Genomic DNA, 19,137 nt, shown 5'->3' on the forward strand with positions numbered 1-19,137 from the left:
TCCTTTGCGTTTCGTTCTTAGTGCAGAGTCGGTTTACGGACTTCCGGCGCGGTCGGCTGCTGACGCGTAAACGTGTCATGACACAGCAAAGCGGCAACGCGCACGTATTCAATTATCTCTTCGAGCGACATTTCCAGCTCTTCCTGATCTTCGTCTTCGTCATATCCCAACTGGGCGATATTGCGCAAGTCGTCAATCGCTTCCCCGGTTTCACCGGTCACTTTGTCGAGCTTCGGCTGCGTCACGCCAAGCCCCAGCAAAAAGTGGTTTACCCACCCCGCCAGCGCATCGGCGCGATCGAACACGCTGACGTCATCGCCTTCTGGCAGATAAAGCTGAAAAAGGAAGCCGTCGTCCTCAAGGGCATCGCTGGTAGCAGAGTGCATTTTCAGCAGTGCCTGAGCCAGCTCGTGGCCGAAGGCCAGACCTTCGTTCGTCAGGTCGTGCAGCAGCGGCTGCCATGAGCTGTCGTTGTTGCCGCCGCAAATCATCCCGCTGATTAAGCCGTGCATTTCGGCCGGGGTTAATCCAGCCCCTTGTTGGTTCAAAAACTGGCTAACTTCGTTGTAGCCAGGCATTTCGTTCTGTATAGACATAAGCATTCGTCATCAAAGGGAGGAATATTCATGGTATGCTACCACTTTGGACCCTGGTGGACCAGAAAAGGGCTTGTATCTTGATACCAGGGTAGCTATAGTGTCGCCCCTTCGCGGACCCAAGGTCTGGAGACGAAGGCAGCGCAGTCAATCAGCAGGAAGGTGGCATGTCTGCACAACCCGTCGATATCCAAATATTTGGCCGTTCACTGCGAGTGAATTGCCCGCCTGAACAAAGGGATGCGTTGAATCAGGCTGCGGACGATCTCAATCAGCGATTGCAAGATCTGAAAGTTCGCACTAGAGTCACAAATACTGAGCAGTTGGTTTTCATCGCCGCGTTGAACATCAGCTATGAATTAACTCAGGAAAAAGCGAAGACGCGTGAGTACGCGGCGAGCATGGAACAACGTATTCGGATGCTACAACAGACCATCGAACAGGCGTTGCTTGATCAGGGTCGCATAACCGAAAAAACGGGCCAAAACTTTGAATAACACTTTTCGGTTTACTGTGGTAGAGTGACCGTGAAGACAAAATTTCTCTGAGATGTTTGCAAGCGGGCCAGTCCCCTGAGCCGATATTTCATACCACAAGAATGTGGCGCTCCATGGTTGGTGAGCATGCTCGGCCCGTCCGAGAAGCCTTAAAACTGTGACGACACATTCACCTTGAACCAAGGGTTCAAGGGTTACAGCCTGCGGCGGCATCTCGGAGATTCCCTTCTACCTGGCAACAGCCATGACATTACTTTCTGAACTCCCTTTATCCCGACAAGAAATCCGTCAACTGATTCGTCAGCGTCGTCGTGCGCTTACCTCCGAACAGCAACGACAATACGGTCAGCAAGCCGCGACCCGAATGCTCAGTTATCCCCCTGTTGTACTCGCTCATACCGTTGCGGTATTCCTCTCGTTTGATGGCGAACTCGACACTCAACCGTTGATCGAACAGCTGTGGCGAGCGGGTAAGCGCGTCTACCTTCCGGTTCTTCATCCCTTTAGCCCTGGCAACCTGCTGTTCCTGCACTATCATCCGCACAGCGACCTGGTAACCAATCGCTTAAAGATTCAGGAACCACGACTTGATGTCCGCGACGTATTGCCGCTGTCACAGCTGGATGTACTGATTACGCCGTTAGTGGCGTTTGACGAGGGTGGACAACGACTGGGCATGGGCGGCGGATTTTATGACCGTACGTTGCAAAACTGGCAACAGCATAAGATCCAACCCGTGGGCTACGCACATGATTGCCAGTTAGTGGAAAAGCTGCCTGTCGAAGAGTGGGATATCCCACTGCCTGCGGTGGTAACGCCGTCCAAAATTTGGGAGTGGTAGCCGTTTTTTGCCGATTGACAGCGCCGTTTTTTTGACCTAAATTCCTCGGTGAAGGGTGAGGGAGGCGAACCTCCCTCCTGCGTACTCTCTGTTAATATGCTGGGCAAGCGATGATTAACAGGATCAGCAGCATGATGACGTATCTCATCATCGTCCCTTTCCTTTTTAGAGCCCCTGCTTCGGTAGGGGCTTTCCCGTTTCAGCGCGATGCTGCGCCTCTATCGTAAATTCCTTTTAGTGCTGTACAACACGCAACGCTGCCTTTAGTTACCAATTGCGGCAAGGCTCGAAAACAGAATGTATGCGTTACAGAAAGAAATTTTGAGGCCGGGAAATCAGAGGAAAGATGGGCAGGTCAACCGCCTGCCCATGTAGAGGAAATCAGTACAGCAGACGCGCGCGAATGGTTCCCGGAAGGGCCTTCATCGCCAGCAGCGCTTTCTCCGCCACATCTTCATCCGCTTCAATATCAATAACCACATAACCTACCTGTGCGGAAGTCTGCAGATACTGCGCGGCAATGTTGACGCCCTGCTCGGCAAAAATCTGGTTCAGCGCGGTCAAAACGCCCGGACGGTTTTCGTGAATGTGCATCAGACGACGACCACCGTGCAGCGGCAGCGAAACTTCCGGGAAGTTAACCGCAGACAGCGTAGAGCCGTTGTCGGAATACTTGGTCAGTTTCCCAGCCACTTCCAGACCGATGTTTTCCTGTGCTTCCAGCGTGGACCCACCGATATGCGGCGTCAGGATCACGTTGTCGAAATCACACAGCGGCGAGGTGAACGGATCGCTGTTAGAAGCAGGTTCCGTTGGGAAGACGTCGATGGCCGCTCCCGCCAGATGTTTTGTTGCCAGCGCATCACACAGCGCAGGAATATCGACAACCGTACCGCGTGCGGCGTTGATCAGCAGTGCGCCTGGTTTCATCAGCGCAATCTCATGCGCACCCATCATATTTTTGGTGGAGGCGTTTTCCGGTACGTGCAGGCTCACCACGTCGCTCATATTGAGCAGGTCGGAAAGATGCTGAACCTGGGTGGCGTTGCCAAGCGGGAGTTTATTTTCAATATCATAGAAATAGACATGCATCCCCAGCGATTCCGCCAGAATGCCCAACTGAGTACCAATGTGGCCGTAGCCGATGATCCCCAGTTTTTTACCACGCGCTTCAAACGAGCCGGTAGCCAGTTTATTCCACACGCCGCGGTGTGCTTTGGCGTTCGCTTCGGGTACGCCGCGTAGCAGTAGCAGCAGTTCGCCAATCACCAGTTCCGCAACGGAACGCGTGTTAGAGAATGGCGCGTTGAACACGGGGATCCCGCGTTTTGCCGCAGCGGACAGATCAACCTGGTTGGTGCCAATGCAGAAGCAGCCAATCGCGACCAGTTTCTCTGCGGCGTCAATCACATCTTCCGTCAGATGGGTACGGGATCGCAGGCCAATGAAATGGGCATCACGGATGGACTCTTTCAGTTGTTCAGTGTCCAGAGCGCCTTTGTGAAACTCGATGTTGGTATAACCTGCTGCACGAAGGCTTTCGAGCGCTTTTTGGTGTACGCCTTCAACCAGCAGAAATTTAATCTTATCTTTCTCCAGTGATACCTTTGCCATTTCCCCGACCCTGTCTTTTTTTGTTCAAACTGATGTGTTGTGTGTGGGATTTTCATCCGTCTCTTCAACATATCAAAAAATAATATTGCGGCAATATGAACGTTTGCGTCGCCGTGCTGAAGAAATGTCATTCAACGAGAAATGTCAGAGGAAAATACTGGCGATAACTTTTTCTTTGGAGAGATCGGCAGGACAATATTATAAACGTGACACAAGTCACCAAATTTGCCCTGCCAAAATTTTTTTAACGGGAGAAGACGCTCCCGTCAGATCATTTTACGATAGTTTTCACGCCATCTGGCGTACCGATCAGCGCGACATCCGCACCACGGTTGGCAAACAGACCGACGGTTACCACACCCGGAATCCCGTTGATGGCATTTTCCAGCGCGATGGCGTCGAGGATCTCCAGACCGTATACATCGAGGATCACGTTGCCGTTGTCCGTCACGACGCCCTGACGGTATTCAGGACGACCGCCCAGCTTCACCAACTGGCGAGCCACAGCGCTGCGCGCCATTGGGATCACTTCAACCGGCAGCGGGAAGTTGCCGAGAATATCGACTTCTTTAGACGCATCCGCGATACAGATAAATTTCTTCGCTACGGAAGCAATGATTTTTTCACGGGTCAACGCTGCGCCGCCGCCCTTGATCATCTGCATGTGGCCGTTAATTTCATCCGCGCCGTCAACGTATACGTCGAGGCTGTCAACTTCGTTAAGGTCGAACACGTGGATGCCAAGGCTTTTGAGTTTTTCGGTCGAGGCGTCCGAACTGGATACCGCACCTTCAATCTGACCTTTCATTGTGCCCAGCGCATCAATAAAGTGTGCGGCTGTTGAACCTGTACCTACGCCCACAATGGTACCGGGCTGTACATACTTAAGTGCCGCCCATCCTACTGTTTTTTTCAGTTCATCCTGCGTCATGATCGTTTCGCCTGTGGTGGGAAAATTCACGCGCATTATAGAACATTGCGCAGAAAAATGTCCCCACACCCGCTCGCAAGCGGCGGATTTCGTCTTTACCCAATCAAAAATTGTGTCATAGTGCAGAACAAGCAAAAATTTCAGGAGTGCGTCAAAGCAATGAAACGTCCGGACTACAGAACACTACAAGCACTGGATGCGGTTATTCGTGAACGAGGATTTGAGCGCGCGGCGCAAAAGCTGTGCATCACGCAATCCGCCGTTTCACAGCGCATAAAACAGCTTGAGAATATGTTCGGACAACCGTTGCTGGTGCGTACCGTACCACCACGCCCAACCGAGCAAGGGCAGAAACTGCTGGCGCTTTTGCGTCAGGTTGAACTGCTGGAAGACGAGTGGCTGGGCGATGAACAAACCGGCTCAACGCCGCTGCTGCTCTCGCTGGCGGTGAACGCCGACAGTCTGGCAACCTGGTTACTTCCGGCGCTGGCCCCGGTACTGGCAAATTCACCGATTCGCCTGAACCTGCAGGTTGAGGATGAAACGCGCACCCAGGAACGTCTGCGTCGTGGTGAAGTGGTCGGTGCGGTGAGTATTCAGCATCAGGCACTGCCAAGCTGTCTGGTGGATAAACTTGGCGCACTGGACTATCTGTTTGTTGGATCAAAACCTTTCGCCGAGCGTTATTTCCCTAACGGCGTCACCCGCTCTGCCCTGCTGAAAGCCCCGGCGGTAGCGTTTGACCATCTTGATGATATGCACCAGGCGTTCCTGCAACAAAATTTCGACCTGCCGCCAGGCAGCGTACCATGCCATATCGTTAACTCGTCTGAAGCCTTCGTTCAACTGGCTCGTCAGGGAACCACCTGCTGCATGATCCCACATTTACAGATTGAGAAAGAGCTGGCAAGCGGCGAACTTATCGACTTAACACCGGGCCTGTTCCAGCGTCGGATGCTGTACTGGCATCGCTTTGCGCCGGAAAGCCGCATGATGCGCAACGTCACCGATGCGCTGCTGGCCTATGGCCACAACGTGCTGCGTCAGGATTAAACCGTTTATTCCTCCTGAGTGCCGGATGGCGGCGTAACGCTTTATCCGGCCTACAAGCCTTATACCCTCTTTTCATGCTATTCCCGCCACGTCTTTGAAATACATCACAAAATAAAACACGCCGCGCGGCAAAAAACGACGTCCTGTTGGCTATTTTTTGCTGGCGACAAGCCAAATGAAAAAGCACACCGTATTCGCAAAGATTCAACTTATTGCGTAATACGGAGCAAAAAATGGCAAACGTGCAGGAGTGGCAAACACTCGCCAATAAAGAACTCAGCCGACGGGAAAAAACCGTCGAGTCGCTGGAAAGACAGACAGCGGAAGGGATTGCCATCAAGCCGCTGTACACTGAAGCAGACCTCGATAATCTGGAAGTCACGGGCACCCTTCCCGGCCTGCCGCCTTACGTGCGCGGCCCACGCGCCACCATGTATACCGCACAGCCGTGGACCATTCGTCAGTACGCCGGTTTTTCTACCGCCAAAGAGTCCAACGCCTTTTACCGCCGCAACCTCGCCGCCGGGCAAAAAGGGCTTTCCGTCGCCTTTGACCTTGCCACCCATCGTGGCTATGACTCAGACAACCCACGCGTGTCGGGAGACGTCGGTAAAGCCGGCGTGGCGATCGATACCGTCGAAGATATGAAGGTACTGTTCGACCAGATCCCGCTGGATAAGATGTCGGTATCGATGACCATGAACGGCGCGGTGCTGCCGGTACTGGCGTTTTATATCGTCGCAGCAGAAGAACAAGGCGTAACGCCGGAACAGCTCACCGGGACCATTCAGAACGATATTCTGAAAGAGTACCTGTGTCGCAACACCTACATTTATCCACCAAAACCGTCTATGCGCATTATCGCCGACATCATCGCCTGGTGCTCCGGCAACATGCCGCGCTTTAACACCATCAGCATCAGCGGCTATCACATGGGTGAAGCTGGGGCAAACTGCGTGCAGCAGGTGGCCTTTACGCTGGCAGACGGTATTGAATACATCAAAGCCGCACTTTCCGCCGGACTGAAAATAGATGACTTCGCCCCGCGCCTGTCGTTCTTCTTCGGCATCGGCATGGATCTGTTTATGAACGTCGCCATGCTGCGCGCGGCGCGATATTTGTGGAGCGAAGCGGTCAGCAGTTTTGGCGCGACGAACCCAAAATCTCTCGCTCTGCGTACCCACTGCCAGACCTCCGGCTGGAGTCTGACCGAGCAGGATCCTTACAACAACGTGGTACGTACCACCATTGAAGCGCTCGGCGCTACGCTCGGCGGCACCCAGTCGCTGCATACCAACGCCTTTGATGAAGCGCTCGGTTTGCCCACCGATTTCTCCGCCCGTATTGCGCGTAATACGCAAATCATCATTCAGGAAGAATCAGAGATCTGCCGCACCGTCGATCCGCTGGCCGGATCGTATTACGTCGAGTCACTCACCGATCAAATCGTCAAGCAGGCGCGTACGATCATCAAGCAGATTGACGAGGCAGGTGGCATGGCGAAAGCGATCGAAGCCGGGCTCCCTAAACGGATGATCGAGGAAGCTTCCGCGCGCGAACAGTCGCTGATCGACCAGGGTAAGCGCGTTATTGTTGGCGTGAACAAGTACAAGCTGGATAAAGAAGACGAGACGTCGGTACTGGAGATCGACAACGTGAAGGTGCGTAATGAGCAAATTGCTTCGCTGCAGCATATCCGCGCCACCCGCGACAACGATGCCGTTAAAACCGCACTATCCGCGCTGACCCACGCCGCGCAGCATAATGAAAACCTGCTGGCAGCCGCCGTCAACGCCGCCCGCGTTCGCGCCACGCTCGGTGAAATCTCCGACGCGCTGGAAGTCGCCTTTGACCGATATCTGGTTCCCAGCCAGTGCGTTACCGGCGTGATTGCGCAAAGCTATCACCAGTCTGATAAATCCGCCGATGAGTTTGACGCTATCGTTGCGCAAACCGAACGCTTCCTCGCGGAAAATGGCCGTCGCCCGCGCATTCTGATCGCCAAGATGGGCCAGGACGGCCACGATCGCGGCGCGAAGGTGATCGCCAGCGCCTACTCCGATCTCGGTTTCGATGTCGATCTCAGCCCGATGTTCTCCACACCAGAAGAGATCGCCCGTCTGGCGGTAGAAAACGATGTGCATGTAATAGGCGCATCGTCACTGGCGGCAGGCCATAAAACGCTGATCCCGGAGTTGGTTACCGCACTCAAAAAATGGGGGCGTGAAGATATCTGTGTGGTAGCAGGAGGCGTTATTCCGCCACAGGATTACGCCTTCCTGCACGAGCATGGTGTAGCAGCCATTTATGGCCCCGGCACGCCAATGCTCGACAGCGTCCGCGATGTGTTGACCCGTATCAGTCAACATCATGATTAACGCCGCCACGCTTGAGGATACCGTCCGCCGCTTGCGACTCGGTGAAAGAGCCACACTCGCCCAGGCAATGACGCTGGTCGAAAGCAACCACCCGCGCCACCAGCCGTTAAGTACGCAATTGCTGGACGCGATTATGCCGTTCACCGGTAACGCCCTGCGCTTAGGGATCACCGGCACGCCGGGCGCGGGTAAAAGTACGTTCCTGGAAGCATTCGGTATGCTGCTCATCCGCCACGGATTACGGGTGGCGGTGATCGCCGTCGATCCCAGCAGCCCGGTCAGCGGCGGCAGCATTCTTGGTGATAAGACCCGCATGACGGAGCTTGCCCGCGCAGAATCTGCATTTATTCGCCCGGTCCCTTCCAGCGGTCATTTAGGCGGCGCCAGCCAGCGCGCACGCGAATTAATGCTGCTGTGCGAAGCAGCTGGCTTTGACGTGGTGATTGTAGAGACCGTCGGCGTTGGACAGTCAGAAACCGAAGTCGCAGGTATGGTGGATTGCTTTATCTCACTGCAAATCGCTGGCGGTGGCGACGATTTACAGGGTATCAAAAAAGGCCTGATGGAAATGGCGGATCTGGTCGTCATCAATAAAGACGACGGCGAGAACCATACCAGCGTTGCGATCGCCCGCCATATGTACGAATCCGCCCTGCACATTTTGCGCCGTAAATATGACGAGTGGCAGCCGCGGGTTCTGACCTGTAGCGCCCTGGAAAAACGCGGCATTGAGGAAATCTGGCAGGCGATAACCGACTTTAAAACATGCCTGACCGCCAGCGGTCGACTGGAAAAAGTTCGCCAGCAGCAGGCGGTGGACTGGTTACATCAGCAGGCTGAAGAAGAAGCGCTGCATCTGCTGTTTGCCCGGGCTGATTTCGACCGTTATTTCCAGCAGACGCTGCAGGCTGTCAAAAACAATGATCTTTCGCCGCGCACCGGTCTGCGGCATATCAGCGAATTTATCCAGCATCATTACTTTCAATAAAGAGAACATTATGTCTTATCAATACGTCAACGTGGTCATCATCCAGAAAGTCGCGGTTATTGAGTTCAACTACGCGCGCAAGCTCAATGCCCTGAGCAAAGTGTTTATTGACGATCTGATGCAGGCGCTGAGCGACCTCAATCGTGCTGACATTCGCTGCATCATTCTACGCGCTCCGAGCGGGGCCAAAGTGTTCTCTGCCGGGCATGATATTCATGAGCTCCCCACCGGACGTCGCGATCCGCTCTCCTATGACGATCCGCTGCGTCAGATAACCCGTATGATCCAAAAATACCCGAAGCCGGTGATCTCCATGGTCGAAGGCAGCGTCTGGGGCGGCGCGTTTGAGATGATCATGAGTTCCGATCTGATCATCGCAGCCAGCACATCCACCTTCTCAATGACCCCGGTCAACCTCGGCGTGCCGTATAACCTTGTGGGCATCCACAATCTGACCCGCGACGCTGGTTTTCACATCGTTAAAGAACTGATTTTTACCGCCTCGCCCATCACCGCTCAACGCGCCATGGCGGTCGGGATCCTCAACCATGTCGTACCCGCCGAGGAACTGGAAGATTTCACCCTGCAAATGGCGCACCACATCTCGGAAAAAGCGCCGCTGGCAATCGCCGTCATCAAAGAAGAACTGCGCGTGCTGGGTGAAGCGCACACCATGAATTCCGATGAGTTCGAGCGTATTCAGGGCATGCGCCGCGCGGTGTACGACAGCGAGGATTATCAGGAAGGGATGAACGCGTTTATGGAAAAACGTAAACCCAATTTTGTCGGCCATTAATCACGTCCGAGAAAGGAGACGGCCATGAAACGGATGAGCGCCGAACAGGCGGCAGAAATTATCCAGCACGATGATATGGTGGCATTCAGCGGCTTTACCCCCGCAGGTTCGCCAAAAGCGTTACCCAGCGCAATTGCCCAACGCGCATGCGAACAGCATCAGCTCGGGCAGCCTTTTCAGATCCGCCTGCTGACCGGAGCATCAATTGGCGCTGCTGCTGATGATGTCCTATCCGCGGCGGATGCCGTTTCCTGGCGCGCGCCTTATCAAACCTCATCGGGCCTGCGCGAGAAAATTAATCAGGGCCAGGTGAGGTTTGTCGATCTCCATTTGAGCGAGGTTGCGCAAATGGTTAATTACGGCTTTTTTGGCGAGATCGATGTTGCCGTCATTGAAGCTTCCGCCATTGCGCCAGATGGACGGATTTGGCTTTCCAGCGGTATTGGTAATGCGCCCACCTGGCTTCTGCGGGCGAAAAAAGTGATCATTGAACTGAATCATTACCATAATCCTCGCGTGGCGGAGTTTGCCGACATCGTGATACCCGGCGCACCGCCGCGGCGTAACAGCGTACCCATATTTCATACCATGGATCGCGTGGGCAGTCAGTGCGTGCAGATAGACCCGCAGAAAGTGGTCGCGATAGTGGATACCGACCTGCCCGATGCAGGAAATACAGCGGATAAAACTAATCCGGTCAGCCAACAAATTGCCGATAACGTCGTCACTTTCCTGTTGGCAGAAATGGCGCACAAACGCATTCCAGCTGAGTTTCTACCCTTACAAAGCGGCGTGGGCAATATCAACAACGCGGTGATGGCGCGGCTGGGGGAAAACCCGGATATCCCGCCTTTTATGATGTATTCGGAGGTGTTGCAGGAGTCGGTGGTGCATCTGCTGGAAACGGGCAAGATAACCGGCGCCAGCGCCTCCAGCCTGACCATTTCAGCCCCCTCGCTACAGAAGATTTACGACAACATGGACTTCTTCGCCAGCCGTATTGTGCTGCGCCCGCAGGAGATCTCCAATAACCCAGAAATCATTCGACGGCTGGGGGTTATCGCGCTCAACGTGGGCCTGGAATTTGATATCTACGGCCATGCCAATTCCACGCACGTTGCGGGCGTGAACCTGATGAACGGCATCGGCGGCAGCGGGGATTTCGAGCGCAACGCCTACCTGTCTATCTTTATGGCGCCGTCGATTGCCAAAGGCGGGAAAATCTCCACCATCGTACCGATGTGCAGCCATGTCGATCACAGCGAACATAGCGTTAAAGTGATCGTGACCGAACAAGGGATTGCCGATCTGCGTGGGTTATCTCCGATGCAGCGGGCGCACACGATTATCGATAACTGTGCGCACCCTCTTTACCGGGATTACCTGCACCGCTATCTGGAGAAAGCGCCCGGCGGGCATATCCATCACGATCTCAGCCATGCTTTCGATCTGCATCGCAACCTGCTCGAAACAGGTTCAATGCTTGGTTAACTTGCCGTACCGTCACGATCCTCAGCAATATGCTCGAGCATGGTGGCGGTATAGCGATGATTTTTCAGTGAATAGAGAAATTCTTGCATATACATGGAGCTACCGGGCGCGTCGAAATACTTTAGCGTCGACGGATTCACCAGCCGCCAGGCGAAATGAGGGATCACCGTCAAAAACTGCCCGCGCTCCACCGCGCTAATCTTGGCCATAAAGCTGTATGGACGGTAAATAATCGTCGGGTTAATCCCACAAGGTCGCATGTAGGCATCCAGCATCGCCTCAAAGTTGGCGCGATTCTGGAAGCGCATTTGCAGCCAGGGCAACTCGCGCAGCAGATCCTGCGGCTGTTTTTCTTCGTAGCGCCGGGAAACGAGAAAACCCAGACGCAGCGGAGGGAGTTCATTGATCGCCAGATTTTCCAGCTCCTGGACGCGGGGGGAAACGTGCTGCGGCGAGATGATAAAATCGAGTTTGCGATCGAACAGGTTATCAATCACCCCATTCTCACTGAACTCCACGGCCTGGGCCGTCACACCATGGTACTTATCACCAAGGCTTATCAACTGGTCAAAAATAATCGTTGGGTAGGTATTGTCGATGCCGATAACGATTTCCCGCGAACGACGAGAGGCGTTATGGATTTCGTTATCAATGGCAGAGAGGCGCTGATAAACGGGAAACAGCTTCTGATACAGCTCCTGTCCCGCTTTATTCAGACTGATGTTGTTATCTTTGCGGGTAAACAGCGTATAGCCGATTTGATCTTCCAGTGCAGCAATGCTTTTACCGAATGGCGATGCGGTCATATGTATTTTTTCTGCCGCTCTGGCGATGTTATTGGTTTGCGCCAGCAGAATGAAATTACGCATCTTTTTCGAGATAAAAATATCCATAGCGTCCCCTTAAAAATCGCTATGGCCTATCCTCATTACGGCGAAAAAAAAGACCGGATGTGAGGTCTCATTTTTACAGTTGGTCACATAAAAAACCCGGCTGGAAAGCCGGGTCTGGAACGATTACTGGGTTTTGGCTGGCGTTGCTGTTGGCTGCCCCGCCGTCGGCTCAATCTGGAAGACGACATCAACCTGATCGTCAAACTGAATAACCGGCTGTTCGTAGGTTTCCTGAGCGGATGTCGCAGGCGCAGCATCCGCTTTCATCATCCGTACCATCGGGCTCGGTTGATAATTGGATACGTGATAGCGCACGCTGTAAACGGGACCCAGTTTACTGTTAAAACCCGCGGCCAGTTGTTCAGCCTGATGAATAGCATCATCAATTGCTGCTTTACGCGCCTTGTCTTTATAAGCATCCGGTTGGGCAACACCGAGCGATACCGAACGAATCTCATTCAGACCGGCCTTCAGTGCGCCATCAAGCAGCGCATTGAGTTTGTCCAACTGACGCAGCGTGACTTCAACGGTACGCACCGCACGATAGCCTTTGAGGATGCTTTTGCCGTTCTGGTAGTCGTAGTCCGGCTGGGTACGCAGGTTTGCAGCGCTAATGTCTTTCTTCGCTATCTGGTTCTGTTCAAGGAAGGAGAGATATTGCGCCACGCGTTCATCGGCCTGCTTCTTCGCTGAAGCCGCATCCTTTGCAGCAACGTTCACTTCAATCGCCAGAGTGGCGATGTCTGGTGTCGCATCCACGCTTGCCGTTCCGGAAGTCACGATGTGCGGTCCATTTGGCAACTCATTTGCCTGTACCGATAGTGCGCTGAATCCGACTAATGCCGCCAGGGCCATTATTTTGAACTTCACGGTCGTTCCTCCATGTTTCATTAATTACCCCGAAACTCAGGGCACATGCAGGCAAGCTTAGCCGATCTCGCTGCGTTGTCCATCAGACAACACTTAGTTGAACAGCGCATGAACGTGCGCAACACCTTCTTTTGCCAGCTGAAAAGCGATAAACCACATCACTAATCCTACCAGCGTATTGATGATGCGCTGTGCTTTAGCAGTACGCAGGCGCGGAGCAAGCCAGGCCGCCAGCAATGCCAGGCCGAAGAACCACAGGAACGAAGCGCTGACGGTTCCCAGCGCAAACCAGCGCTTAGGCTCAACGTCCAGTTGCCCTCCCAGACTCCCCAGCACCACAAAAGTATCCAGATAAACATGGGGATTGAGCCACGTCACCGCCAGCATAGTAGCAATGATTTTCCAGCGGCCCTGCTTCATCACCTCAGCGCTGGCCAGCTCCAGATTACTACTCATCGCCGTTTTTAACGCACCGAAACCGTACCAGAGTAAAAAGGCGACGCCGCCCCAGGTGACCAGCGCCATCAGCCACGGCGACTGCATCAGCAAGGCGCTACCGCCGAAGATCCCCGCGCAAATCAACGCCAAATCGCTGATAGCGCAAAGTAAAGCGATCATGATGTGATACTGGCGACGGATCCCCTGATTCATCACAAAAGCATTTTGTGGACCAAGCGGAAGTATCATGGCCGCACCAAGTGCAAGCCCTTGAAAATAATACGATAACACGTTAATCATCCCGAACTGTTTCTCTTAGGAGCAGACTATAGCGCGGGAAAATCATTAGCGGAAATTGATAATTTTAATCAGGGATAAGAGGAATTAATACCAGGAGGGAAGATGCCGGATGGCGGCTAGCACCTTGTCCGGCCTGGAGATTTTGTAGGCCCGGTATGCGATAGCGCCACCGGGCACGCGATTACTCTGCAGCGCTCTCTTTCACACGCTTGAAGTTCACATCCATCTGCGGATACGGGAAGCTGATGCCGTTGGCGTCAAACTCGCGTTTAATACGCTCCAGAACGTCCCAATAGACGCTTTGCAGATCGCTGCTGTTGCTCCAGACGCGTACGACGAAATTAATCGAGGAAGCGCCCAGCTCATTCAGGCGCACCGTCATTTCACGATCTTTAATGATTCGTTCGTCAGACTGGATGATATCAGTGAGGATTTTTTTCACCTGATCGATATCGGAGTCGTAAGCTACGCCGATGATAAATTCGTTACGACGGACCGGCTCGCGAGAGAAGTTAATGATGTTCCCGGCAATGATTTTACCGTTTGGGATCACCACAATCTTACCGTCAACGGTACGCATGGTCGTGGAGAAAATCTGCACGTTGAGCACGGTTCCCGCTACGCCGCCGAGGTCTACATACTCACCCGCGCGGAACGGACGGAACATCACCAACAGCACGCCAGCGGCGAGGTTGGATAACGAACCTTGCAGCGCCAGACCAACGGCTAAACCAGCGGCACCGAGAACGGCAATCACGGAGGCGGTTTGTACCCCAACGCGGCCCAGAGCGGCAATCAGCGTGAAAGCGATAATACCGTAGCGCACCAGTGCGGAGAGGAAGTCGGCAACGGTTGCATCAATTTTACGCGCCAGCATCAGGCGGTTAACAGTGTTAGATACGATGCGCGCCACGATCATACCGATAATGACAATGGCGATGGCCGCCACGATGTTGACGGCATAGCTCAACAGCAGCTCCTGATTGCGGACCAGCCAGGTGCCCGCACCGTTTATACTGTCGACAACATTCAAATCTTCCATTCACTATTCCTTTTTTGCTTACCCAAACGGGAGAAATAAAGCCGCCCTCACGGGACTGGCAACCTGACAAGGGTAAACAATAAACCTGGATTTTGCCAAACAGATCACAGAATTCTCTGTCAGCAGCACATTGACATTGCAATAAAAAAGGCCCGCATTTGCGGGCCTCATGTCACGTAGAACGGCGTTAATTACAGAACGTCAACCGCGTTCAGTTCTTTGAAAGCCTGTTCCAGACGAGTGATCATGGTTGCCTGACCAGCACGCAGCCATACGCGCGGATCGTAGTATTTCTTGTTCGGCTGATCTTCGCCTTTCGGGTTGCCCAGCTGACCCTGCAGGTAAGCTTCGTTTGCTTTGTAGTAGTTCAGAACGCCTTCCCAGGTAGCCCATTGGGTATCGGTGTCGATGTTCATTTTCACTACGCCGTAGCTTACGGAGTCTTTGATTTCCTGAGCAGTAGAACCGGAACCGCCGTGGAAGACGAAGTTCAGGCTGTTGTGCGGCAGGTTATGTTTCTTAGAAACATAGTCCTGAGAGTCGCGCAGGATGGTCGGGGTCAGAACAACGTTACCCGGCTTGTAAACGCCGTGTACGTTACCGAAGGAAGCTGCGATGGTGAAACGCGGGCTGATTTTGCTCAGCTCGGTGTAGGCGTAATCAACGTCTTCCGGCTGGGTGTACAGTGCAGAAGCGTCCATGTGGCTGTTGTCCACGCCGTCTTCTTCGCCACCGGTGCAACCCAGTTCGATTTCCAGGGTCATGCCCATTTTGGACATGCGCGCCAGGTATTTGGAGCAGATTTCGATGTTCTCTTCCAGAGACTCTTCAGACAGGTCGATCATGTGAGAAGAGAACAGTGGTTTGCCGGTTGCTGCGAAGTGTTTTTCACCCGCGTCCAGCAGACCGTCGATCCACGGCAGCAGTTTCTTCGCGCAGTGGTCAGTGTGCAGGATAACCGGAACACCGTAGTGTTCAGCCATCTGGTGAACGTGATGCGCGCCAGAGATAGCACCCAGGATTGCAGCGCCCTGAGGAACGTCGGACTTCACGCCTTTACCCGCGATGAAAGAAGCACCACCGTTGGAGAACTGTACGATTACCGGCGCTTTAACTTTTGCAGCGGTTTCCAGTACGGCGTTGATGGAGTCGGTACCAACGCAGTTAACAGCTGGCAGAGCAAAGTTGTTTTCTTTAGCTACCTGGAAAACTTTCTGTACGTCATCACCAGTGATTACGCCTGGTTTTACGAAATCAAAAATTTTAGACATGTTGCGAGTCCTGTATCTTCGGCCTTGGAAAGGGCGCGCGCTCTAAAGCGCGCTAATAATTGGGCAGGTTACCCTGCCCATTAAATGCTTACTTTTTAGCGCGCTCTTCGAGCATCGCTACTGCTGGCAGTACTTTGCCTTCCACGAATTCGAGGAATGCGCCGCCGCCAGTGGAGATGTAGGAGATTTTGTCAGCAATACCGAACAGGTCGATAGCTGCCAGGGTGTCGCCGCCGCCTGCGATAGAGAACGCTTCGCTGTCTGCGATGGCGTTAGCCACGATTTCAGTACCCTTGCGGAAGTTCGGGAATTCGAACACGCCAACCGGGCCGTTCCACAGAATGGTTTTCGCATTCTTCAGGATGTCAGCCAGTTGCTGTGCAGAAGCGTCGCCGATGTCCAGGATCTGCTCGTCTTCTTTCACATCGCTAACGGATTTCAGAGTAGCCGGTGCAGTTTCAGAGAATTCAGTCGCTACGCGAACGTCGGTCGGGACCGGGATGTCGCAAGTGGTCAGCAGGCGCTTAGCTTCGTCAACCAGGTCAGCTTCATACAGGGATTTACCCACGTTGTGGCCTTGAGCGGCAACGAAGGTGTTCGCGATACCACCGCCAACGATCAGCTGGTCAGCGATTTTTGACAGAGAATCCAGAACGGTCAGTTTGGTAGAAACTTTAGAACCACCAACGATAGCCACCATCGGACGAGCAGGTTCTTTCAGTGCTTTACCCAGCGCATCCAGCTCTTCAGCCAGCAGCGGACCAGCGCACGCTACGTCAGCAAATTTGCCGATACCGTGGGTAGAAGCCTGCGCACGGTGAGCCGTACCGAAAGCATCCATGACGAATACATCGCACAGCGCAGCATATTTTTTGGACAGCGCTTCGTCGTCTTTCTTCTCGCCTTTGTTGAAGCGAACGTTTTCCAGAACAACCAGTTCACCGGCAGCGACTTCAACGCCGTCCAGGTAATCTTTTACCAGGCGAACTGGAGCAGACAGTTTGTCTTTCAGATAGTTAACAACCGGCAGCAGAGAGAATTCTTCGTTGTACTCGCCTTCGGTAGGACGACCCAGGTGGGAAGTTACCATCACTTTAGCACCCTGTTTCAGGGCCAGTTCGATGGTTGGCAGGGAAGCACGGATACGCGCATCGCTGGTTACTTTCCCTTCTTTAACTGGTACGTTCAGGTCCGCACGGATAAAAACGCGTTTACCAGCCAGATCCAGATCGGTCATCTTAATTACAGACATGGTGAATCCTCTCGTTGATTCATAAAGTTTTGTCGACGCTCAAGCGTCGAGCCTGAAACCAATAGCAGCCATCGCTAACGTTGTGTCGAGCATACGGTTAGCAAAGCCCCATTCATTATCACACCAGACCAGCGTTTTGATCAGGTGAGCGCCACTCACGCGCGTTTGCGTACCATCAACGATGGCGCTGTGCGGGTCGTGGTTAAAATCTACAGAGACCAACGGTAATTCCGTATAGTCAACTATACCATGAAATGCACCTTGTGCTGCTTTTTGCAGCAACTGGTTGACTTCACTGGCTTTTACTGGTTTTTTCACCGTCACGCTTAAGTCGATCGCCGTCACATTTATGGTCGGTACACGCACCGCTATCGCTTCAAAACGATCGTTAAACTGCGGGAAAATTCGCGTGATGCCCGCCGCCAGTTTGGTATCCACCGGAATAATCGACTGACTGGCCGCTCGCGTGCGACGCAGGTCGGGATGATAAGCATCAATAACCTGCTGATCGTGCATCGCGGAGTGGATCGTGGTGACGGTACCAGACTCAATGCCGTAAGCATCATCCAGCAATTTAATGACGGGAATTATACAATTCGTGGTGCAGGAGGCGTTGGATACAATTCGGTGCTCAGCGCGCAGCTGATCCTGATTAACGCCATACACAACGGTTGCGTCGATGTCGTGACTGCCAGGATGTGAAAAGAGCACTTTTTTTGCACCAGCGGCAATATGCGCCTCGCCGTGTTCGCGGTTGCCGAAGACCCCCGTACAATCCAGCACGATGTCGACACCCAGTTCGCGCCATGGAAGTGCATCGAGTGTTCGCTCATGCAGAATGCGAATCGCGTCATCGCCAACAATGAGCTGGTCACGTTCCTGACGAACATCCCAGGCAAAACGTCCATGGCTGGTGTCATATTTCAACAAATGCGCCATGCCTGCAGCATCGGCCAGTTCGTTGATTGCCACCACGGTGATTTCCGCCCGACGCCCGGATTCATACAAAGCACGAACCACGTTGCGTCCGATGCGACCGAAACCATTAATCGCTACGCGTACGGTCATAGGTCTCCTGCAAGGATTTCTCAGAAACGATGTGGCTGACAGAGTAATGCAGCAAATCGCTCAGGGAAACCTTACCTGTCGCAAACTGCGACTAATTGGTTAATTGTCGAACATTTAATCGACTGAAACGCTTCAGCTAGAATAAGCGAAACGCGGAATAAAAGGAATGATTGTCCAGCAACAGAACACAGTTATCTGACTTACGTCACATTTTAACGCCCTTCAGCGCTAAATTTATTCCATATTCCAGAATTACGAATAACCGTAGCAAGATTATTTCGTTGCCATGTCACAAATCCTGATTTATATCAGGAAGCTCCCTAGCCCGCGTCTATATTATCAGCGCTACGTCCGAGTCTCGGAGTCCCTCAACTATGGCTATATTCTATCCCCCATCATCTGAAGCTCGCTTTCATGCGCTGCGGTTATTACCCGGTCAGGAAGTCTTTTCAGCGCTACACGCTTTTGTACAACAACATCAGCTACAGGCTGGTTGGATAGCGGGTTGCACCGGCAGTCTGAGCAACATAGCCCTGCGCTTCGCTGGACGCGAAGAAACCACGTTACTCACCGATTCGTGGGAAATTATCTCTCTGAACGGCACGCTGGAACTTACCGGTGAGCATCTCCATCTGGCGGTTGCCGACCCGCGCGGCGCGATGCTGGGCGGCCACATGATGCCGGGCTGTACCGTGCGCACCACGCTGGAACTGGTGATTGGCGAGCTGACGTCTCTGGCATTCAGCCGTCAGCCCTGCGCCGTTTCCGGTTATGACGAACTGGTTATTTCATCCCGCTAACGTTTTACTTGAAAGAGG

At 53.3% G+C, this 19,137-nt stretch carries 18 protein-coding genes and 1 other RNA gene; 9 read left to right on the top strand and 10 right to left on the bottom strand.

Features of this window, described 5'->3' with window-relative positions; translation table 11 throughout:
* Nucleotides 1–17: 17 nt before the first annotated feature.
* Nucleotides 18–596, bottom strand: a complete 579-nt coding sequence (locus tag LA337_19145; GenBank protein ID UBI15258.1) for a YecA family protein — start codon at nucleotides 594–596, stop codon at nucleotides 18–20.
* Nucleotides 597–763: 167 nt separating this feature from the next.
* Between LA337_19145 and zapA the strand changes: the two genes are divergently transcribed.
* From zapA to LA337_19160, 3 genes are all read left to right on the top strand, one after another.
* Nucleotides 764–1,093 carry a cell division protein ZapA gene (gene zapA, locus LA337_19150; GenBank protein ID UBI15259.1) on the top strand — a complete coding sequence of 110 codons (330 nt, stop codon included), beginning with the start codon at nucleotides 764–766 and terminating at the stop codon, nucleotides 1,091–1,093.
* Between the two features lie 41 nt (nucleotides 1,094–1,134).
* Nucleotides 1,135–1,318: non-coding RNA, 6S RNA (gene ssrS / locus LA337_19155), on the top strand.
* Nucleotides 1,319–1,337: 19 nt separating this feature from the next.
* Entirely contained in the window at nucleotides 1,338–1,934 is a 597-nt protein-coding gene (locus LA337_19160; protein UBI15260.1) for a 5-formyltetrahydrofolate cyclo-ligase, read from the top strand.
* A gap of 381 nt (nucleotides 1,935–2,315) precedes the next feature.
* Here the strand turns inward: LA337_19160 and serA are convergent, their stop codons facing one another.
* Together serA and rpiA are read right to left on the bottom strand one after the other, a co-directional pair.
* On the bottom strand, nucleotides 2,316–3,548 hold the full coding sequence (gene serA, locus LA337_19165; GenBank protein ID UBI15261.1) for a phosphoglycerate dehydrogenase: 1,233 nt from the start codon (nucleotides 3,546–3,548) through the stop codon (nucleotides 2,316–2,318).
* 271 nt (nucleotides 3,549–3,819) lie between these two features.
* Nucleotides 3,820–4,479: a ribose-5-phosphate isomerase RpiA gene (rpiA, locus tag LA337_19170; GenBank protein ID UBI15262.1), complete on the bottom strand. Its 660-nt coding sequence runs from the start codon at nucleotides 4,477–4,479 to the stop codon at nucleotides 3,820–3,822.
* A gap of 159 nt (nucleotides 4,480–4,638) precedes the next feature.
* Between rpiA and argP the strand changes: the two genes are divergently transcribed.
* From argP to LA337_19195, 5 genes are all read left to right on the top strand, one after another.
* On the top strand, nucleotides 4,639–5,532 hold the full coding sequence (argP, locus tag LA337_19175) for a DNA-binding transcriptional regulator ArgP (GenBank protein UBI15263.1): 894 nt from the start codon (nucleotides 4,639–4,641) through the stop codon (nucleotides 5,530–5,532).
* A gap of 233 nt (nucleotides 5,533–5,765) precedes the next feature.
* Nucleotides 5,766–7,910 carry a methylmalonyl-CoA mutase gene (gene scpA, locus LA337_19180; GenBank protein ID UBI15264.1) on the top strand — a complete coding sequence of 715 codons (2,145 nt, stop codon included), beginning with the start codon at nucleotides 5,766–5,768 and terminating at the stop codon, nucleotides 7,908–7,910.
* Complete coding sequence (gene meaB, locus LA337_19185) at nucleotides 7,903–8,898, top strand: methylmalonyl Co-A mutase-associated GTPase MeaB (GenBank protein UBI15265.1); 996 nt, start codon at nucleotides 7,903–7,905, stop codon at nucleotides 8,896–8,898. The genes scpA and meaB overlap by 8 nt, the downstream gene beginning before the upstream one ends.
* A 10-nt stretch (nucleotides 8,899–8,908) precedes the next feature.
* Entirely contained in the window at nucleotides 8,909–9,694 is a 786-nt protein-coding gene (scpB, locus tag LA337_19190) for a methylmalonyl-CoA decarboxylase (protein ID UBI15266.1), read from the top strand.
* Nucleotides 9,695–9,718: 24 nt separating this feature from the next.
* Nucleotides 9,719–11,185 (top strand): acetyl-CoA hydrolase/transferase family protein, encoded by a 1,467-nt coding sequence (locus LA337_19195; protein UBI15267.1) that lies wholly within the window; start codon nucleotides 9,719–9,721, stop codon nucleotides 11,183–11,185.
* Here the strand turns inward: LA337_19195 and LA337_19200 are convergent.
* From LA337_19200 to epd, 7 genes are all read right to left on the bottom strand, one after another.
* On the bottom strand, nucleotides 11,182–12,078 hold the full coding sequence (locus LA337_19200; GenBank protein ID UBI15268.1) for a LysR family transcriptional regulator: 897 nt from the start codon (nucleotides 12,076–12,078) through the stop codon (nucleotides 11,182–11,184). The two genes, LA337_19195 and LA337_19200, sit on opposite strands and share 4 nt — an antisense overlap.
* 123 nt (nucleotides 12,079–12,201) lie before the next feature.
* Nucleotides 12,202–12,948 carry an oxidative stress defense protein gene (locus tag LA337_19205; GenBank protein ID UBI15269.1) on the bottom strand — a complete coding sequence of 249 codons (747 nt, stop codon included), beginning with the start codon at nucleotides 12,946–12,948 and terminating at the stop codon, nucleotides 12,202–12,204.
* Nucleotides 12,949–13,041: 93 nt separating this feature from the next.
* Entirely contained in the window at nucleotides 13,042–13,677 is a 636-nt protein-coding gene (gene argO / locus LA337_19210) for an arginine exporter ArgO (GenBank protein ID UBI15270.1), read from the bottom strand.
* Nucleotides 13,678–13,867: 190 nt separating this feature from the next.
* Nucleotides 13,868–14,728, bottom strand: coding sequence for a small-conductance mechanosensitive channel MscS (locus tag LA337_19215; GenBank protein ID UBI15271.1), 861 nt, complete (start codon nucleotides 14,726–14,728; stop codon nucleotides 13,868–13,870).
* A gap of 191 nt (nucleotides 14,729–14,919) precedes the next feature.
* Nucleotides 14,920–15,999, bottom strand: a complete 1,080-nt coding sequence (gene fbaA, locus LA337_19220; GenBank protein ID UBI15272.1) for a class II fructose-bisphosphate aldolase — start codon at nucleotides 15,997–15,999, stop codon at nucleotides 14,920–14,922.
* Between the two features lie 88 nt (nucleotides 16,000–16,087).
* A complete protein-coding gene (gene pgk, locus LA337_19225; protein UBI15273.1) occupies nucleotides 16,088–17,251 on the bottom strand; it encodes a phosphoglycerate kinase in 1,164 nt (387 codons plus the stop codon).
* 39 nt (nucleotides 17,252–17,290) lie between these two features.
* Nucleotides 17,291–18,319 carry an erythrose-4-phosphate dehydrogenase gene (gene epd / locus LA337_19230; GenBank protein ID UBI15274.1) on the bottom strand — a complete coding sequence of 343 codons (1,029 nt, stop codon included), beginning with the start codon at nucleotides 18,317–18,319 and terminating at the stop codon, nucleotides 17,291–17,293.
* Between the two features lie 374 nt (nucleotides 18,320–18,693).
* Between epd and LA337_19235 the strand changes: the two genes are divergently transcribed.
* The gene (locus tag LA337_19235; GenBank protein UBI15275.1) at nucleotides 18,694–19,119 is read left to right on the top strand and encodes a DNA-binding protein; all 426 of its coding nucleotides are present in this window, start codon (nucleotides 18,694–18,696) and stop codon (nucleotides 19,117–19,119) included.
* Nucleotides 19,120–19,137 lie beyond the last annotated feature (18 nt).

Origin of the sequence: Citrobacter europaeus (genome assembly GCA_020099315.1) — a bacterium.
GTDB lineage: Bacteria > Pseudomonadota > Gammaproteobacteria > Enterobacterales > Enterobacteriaceae > Citrobacter > Citrobacter europaeus.

Coding starts and splice junctions, on each gene's coding strand:
- LA337_19145 (UBI15258.1), bottom strand. CDS start 596: ATGTCTATACAGAACGAAATGCCTGGCTACAACGAAGTTAGCCAGTTT.
- zapA (UBI15259.1), top strand. CDS start 764: ATGTCTGCACAACCCGTCGATATCCAAATATTTGGCCGTTCACTGCGA.
- LA337_19160 (UBI15260.1), top strand. CDS start 1,338: ATGACATTACTTTCTGAACTCCCTTTATCCCGACAAGAAATCCGTCAA.
- serA (UBI15261.1), bottom strand. CDS start 3,548: ATGGCAAAGGTATCACTGGAGAAAGATAAGATTAAATTTCTGCTGGTT.
- rpiA (UBI15262.1), bottom strand. CDS start 4,479: ATGACGCAGGATGAACTGAAAAAAACAGTAGGATGGGCGGCACTTAAG.
- argP (UBI15263.1), top strand. CDS start 4,639: ATGAAACGTCCGGACTACAGAACACTACAAGCACTGGATGCGGTTATT.
- scpA (UBI15264.1), top strand. CDS start 5,766: ATGGCAAACGTGCAGGAGTGGCAAACACTCGCCAATAAAGAACTCAGC.
- meaB (UBI15265.1), top strand. CDS start 7,903: ATGATTAACGCCGCCACGCTTGAGGATACCGTCCGCCGCTTGCGACTC.
- scpB (UBI15266.1), top strand. CDS start 8,909: ATGTCTTATCAATACGTCAACGTGGTCATCATCCAGAAAGTCGCGGTT.
- LA337_19195 (UBI15267.1), top strand. CDS start 9,719: ATGAAACGGATGAGCGCCGAACAGGCGGCAGAAATTATCCAGCACGAT.
- LA337_19200 (UBI15268.1), bottom strand. CDS start 12,078: ATGGATATTTTTATCTCGAAAAAGATGCGTAATTTCATTCTGCTGGCG.
- LA337_19215 (UBI15271.1), bottom strand. CDS start 14,728: ATGGAAGATTTGAATGTTGTCGACAGTATAAACGGTGCGGGCACCTGG.
- fbaA (UBI15272.1), bottom strand. CDS start 15,999: ATGTCTAAAATTTTTGATTTCGTAAAACCAGGCGTAATCACTGGTGAT.
- pgk (UBI15273.1), bottom strand. CDS start 17,251: ATGTCTGTAATTAAGATGACCGATCTGGATCTGGCTGGTAAACGCGTT.
- epd (UBI15274.1), bottom strand. CDS start 18,319: ATGACCGTACGCGTAGCGATTAATGGTTTCGGTCGCATCGGACGCAAC.
- LA337_19235 (UBI15275.1), top strand. CDS start 18,694: ATGGCTATATTCTATCCCCCATCATCTGAAGCTCGCTTTCATGCGCTG.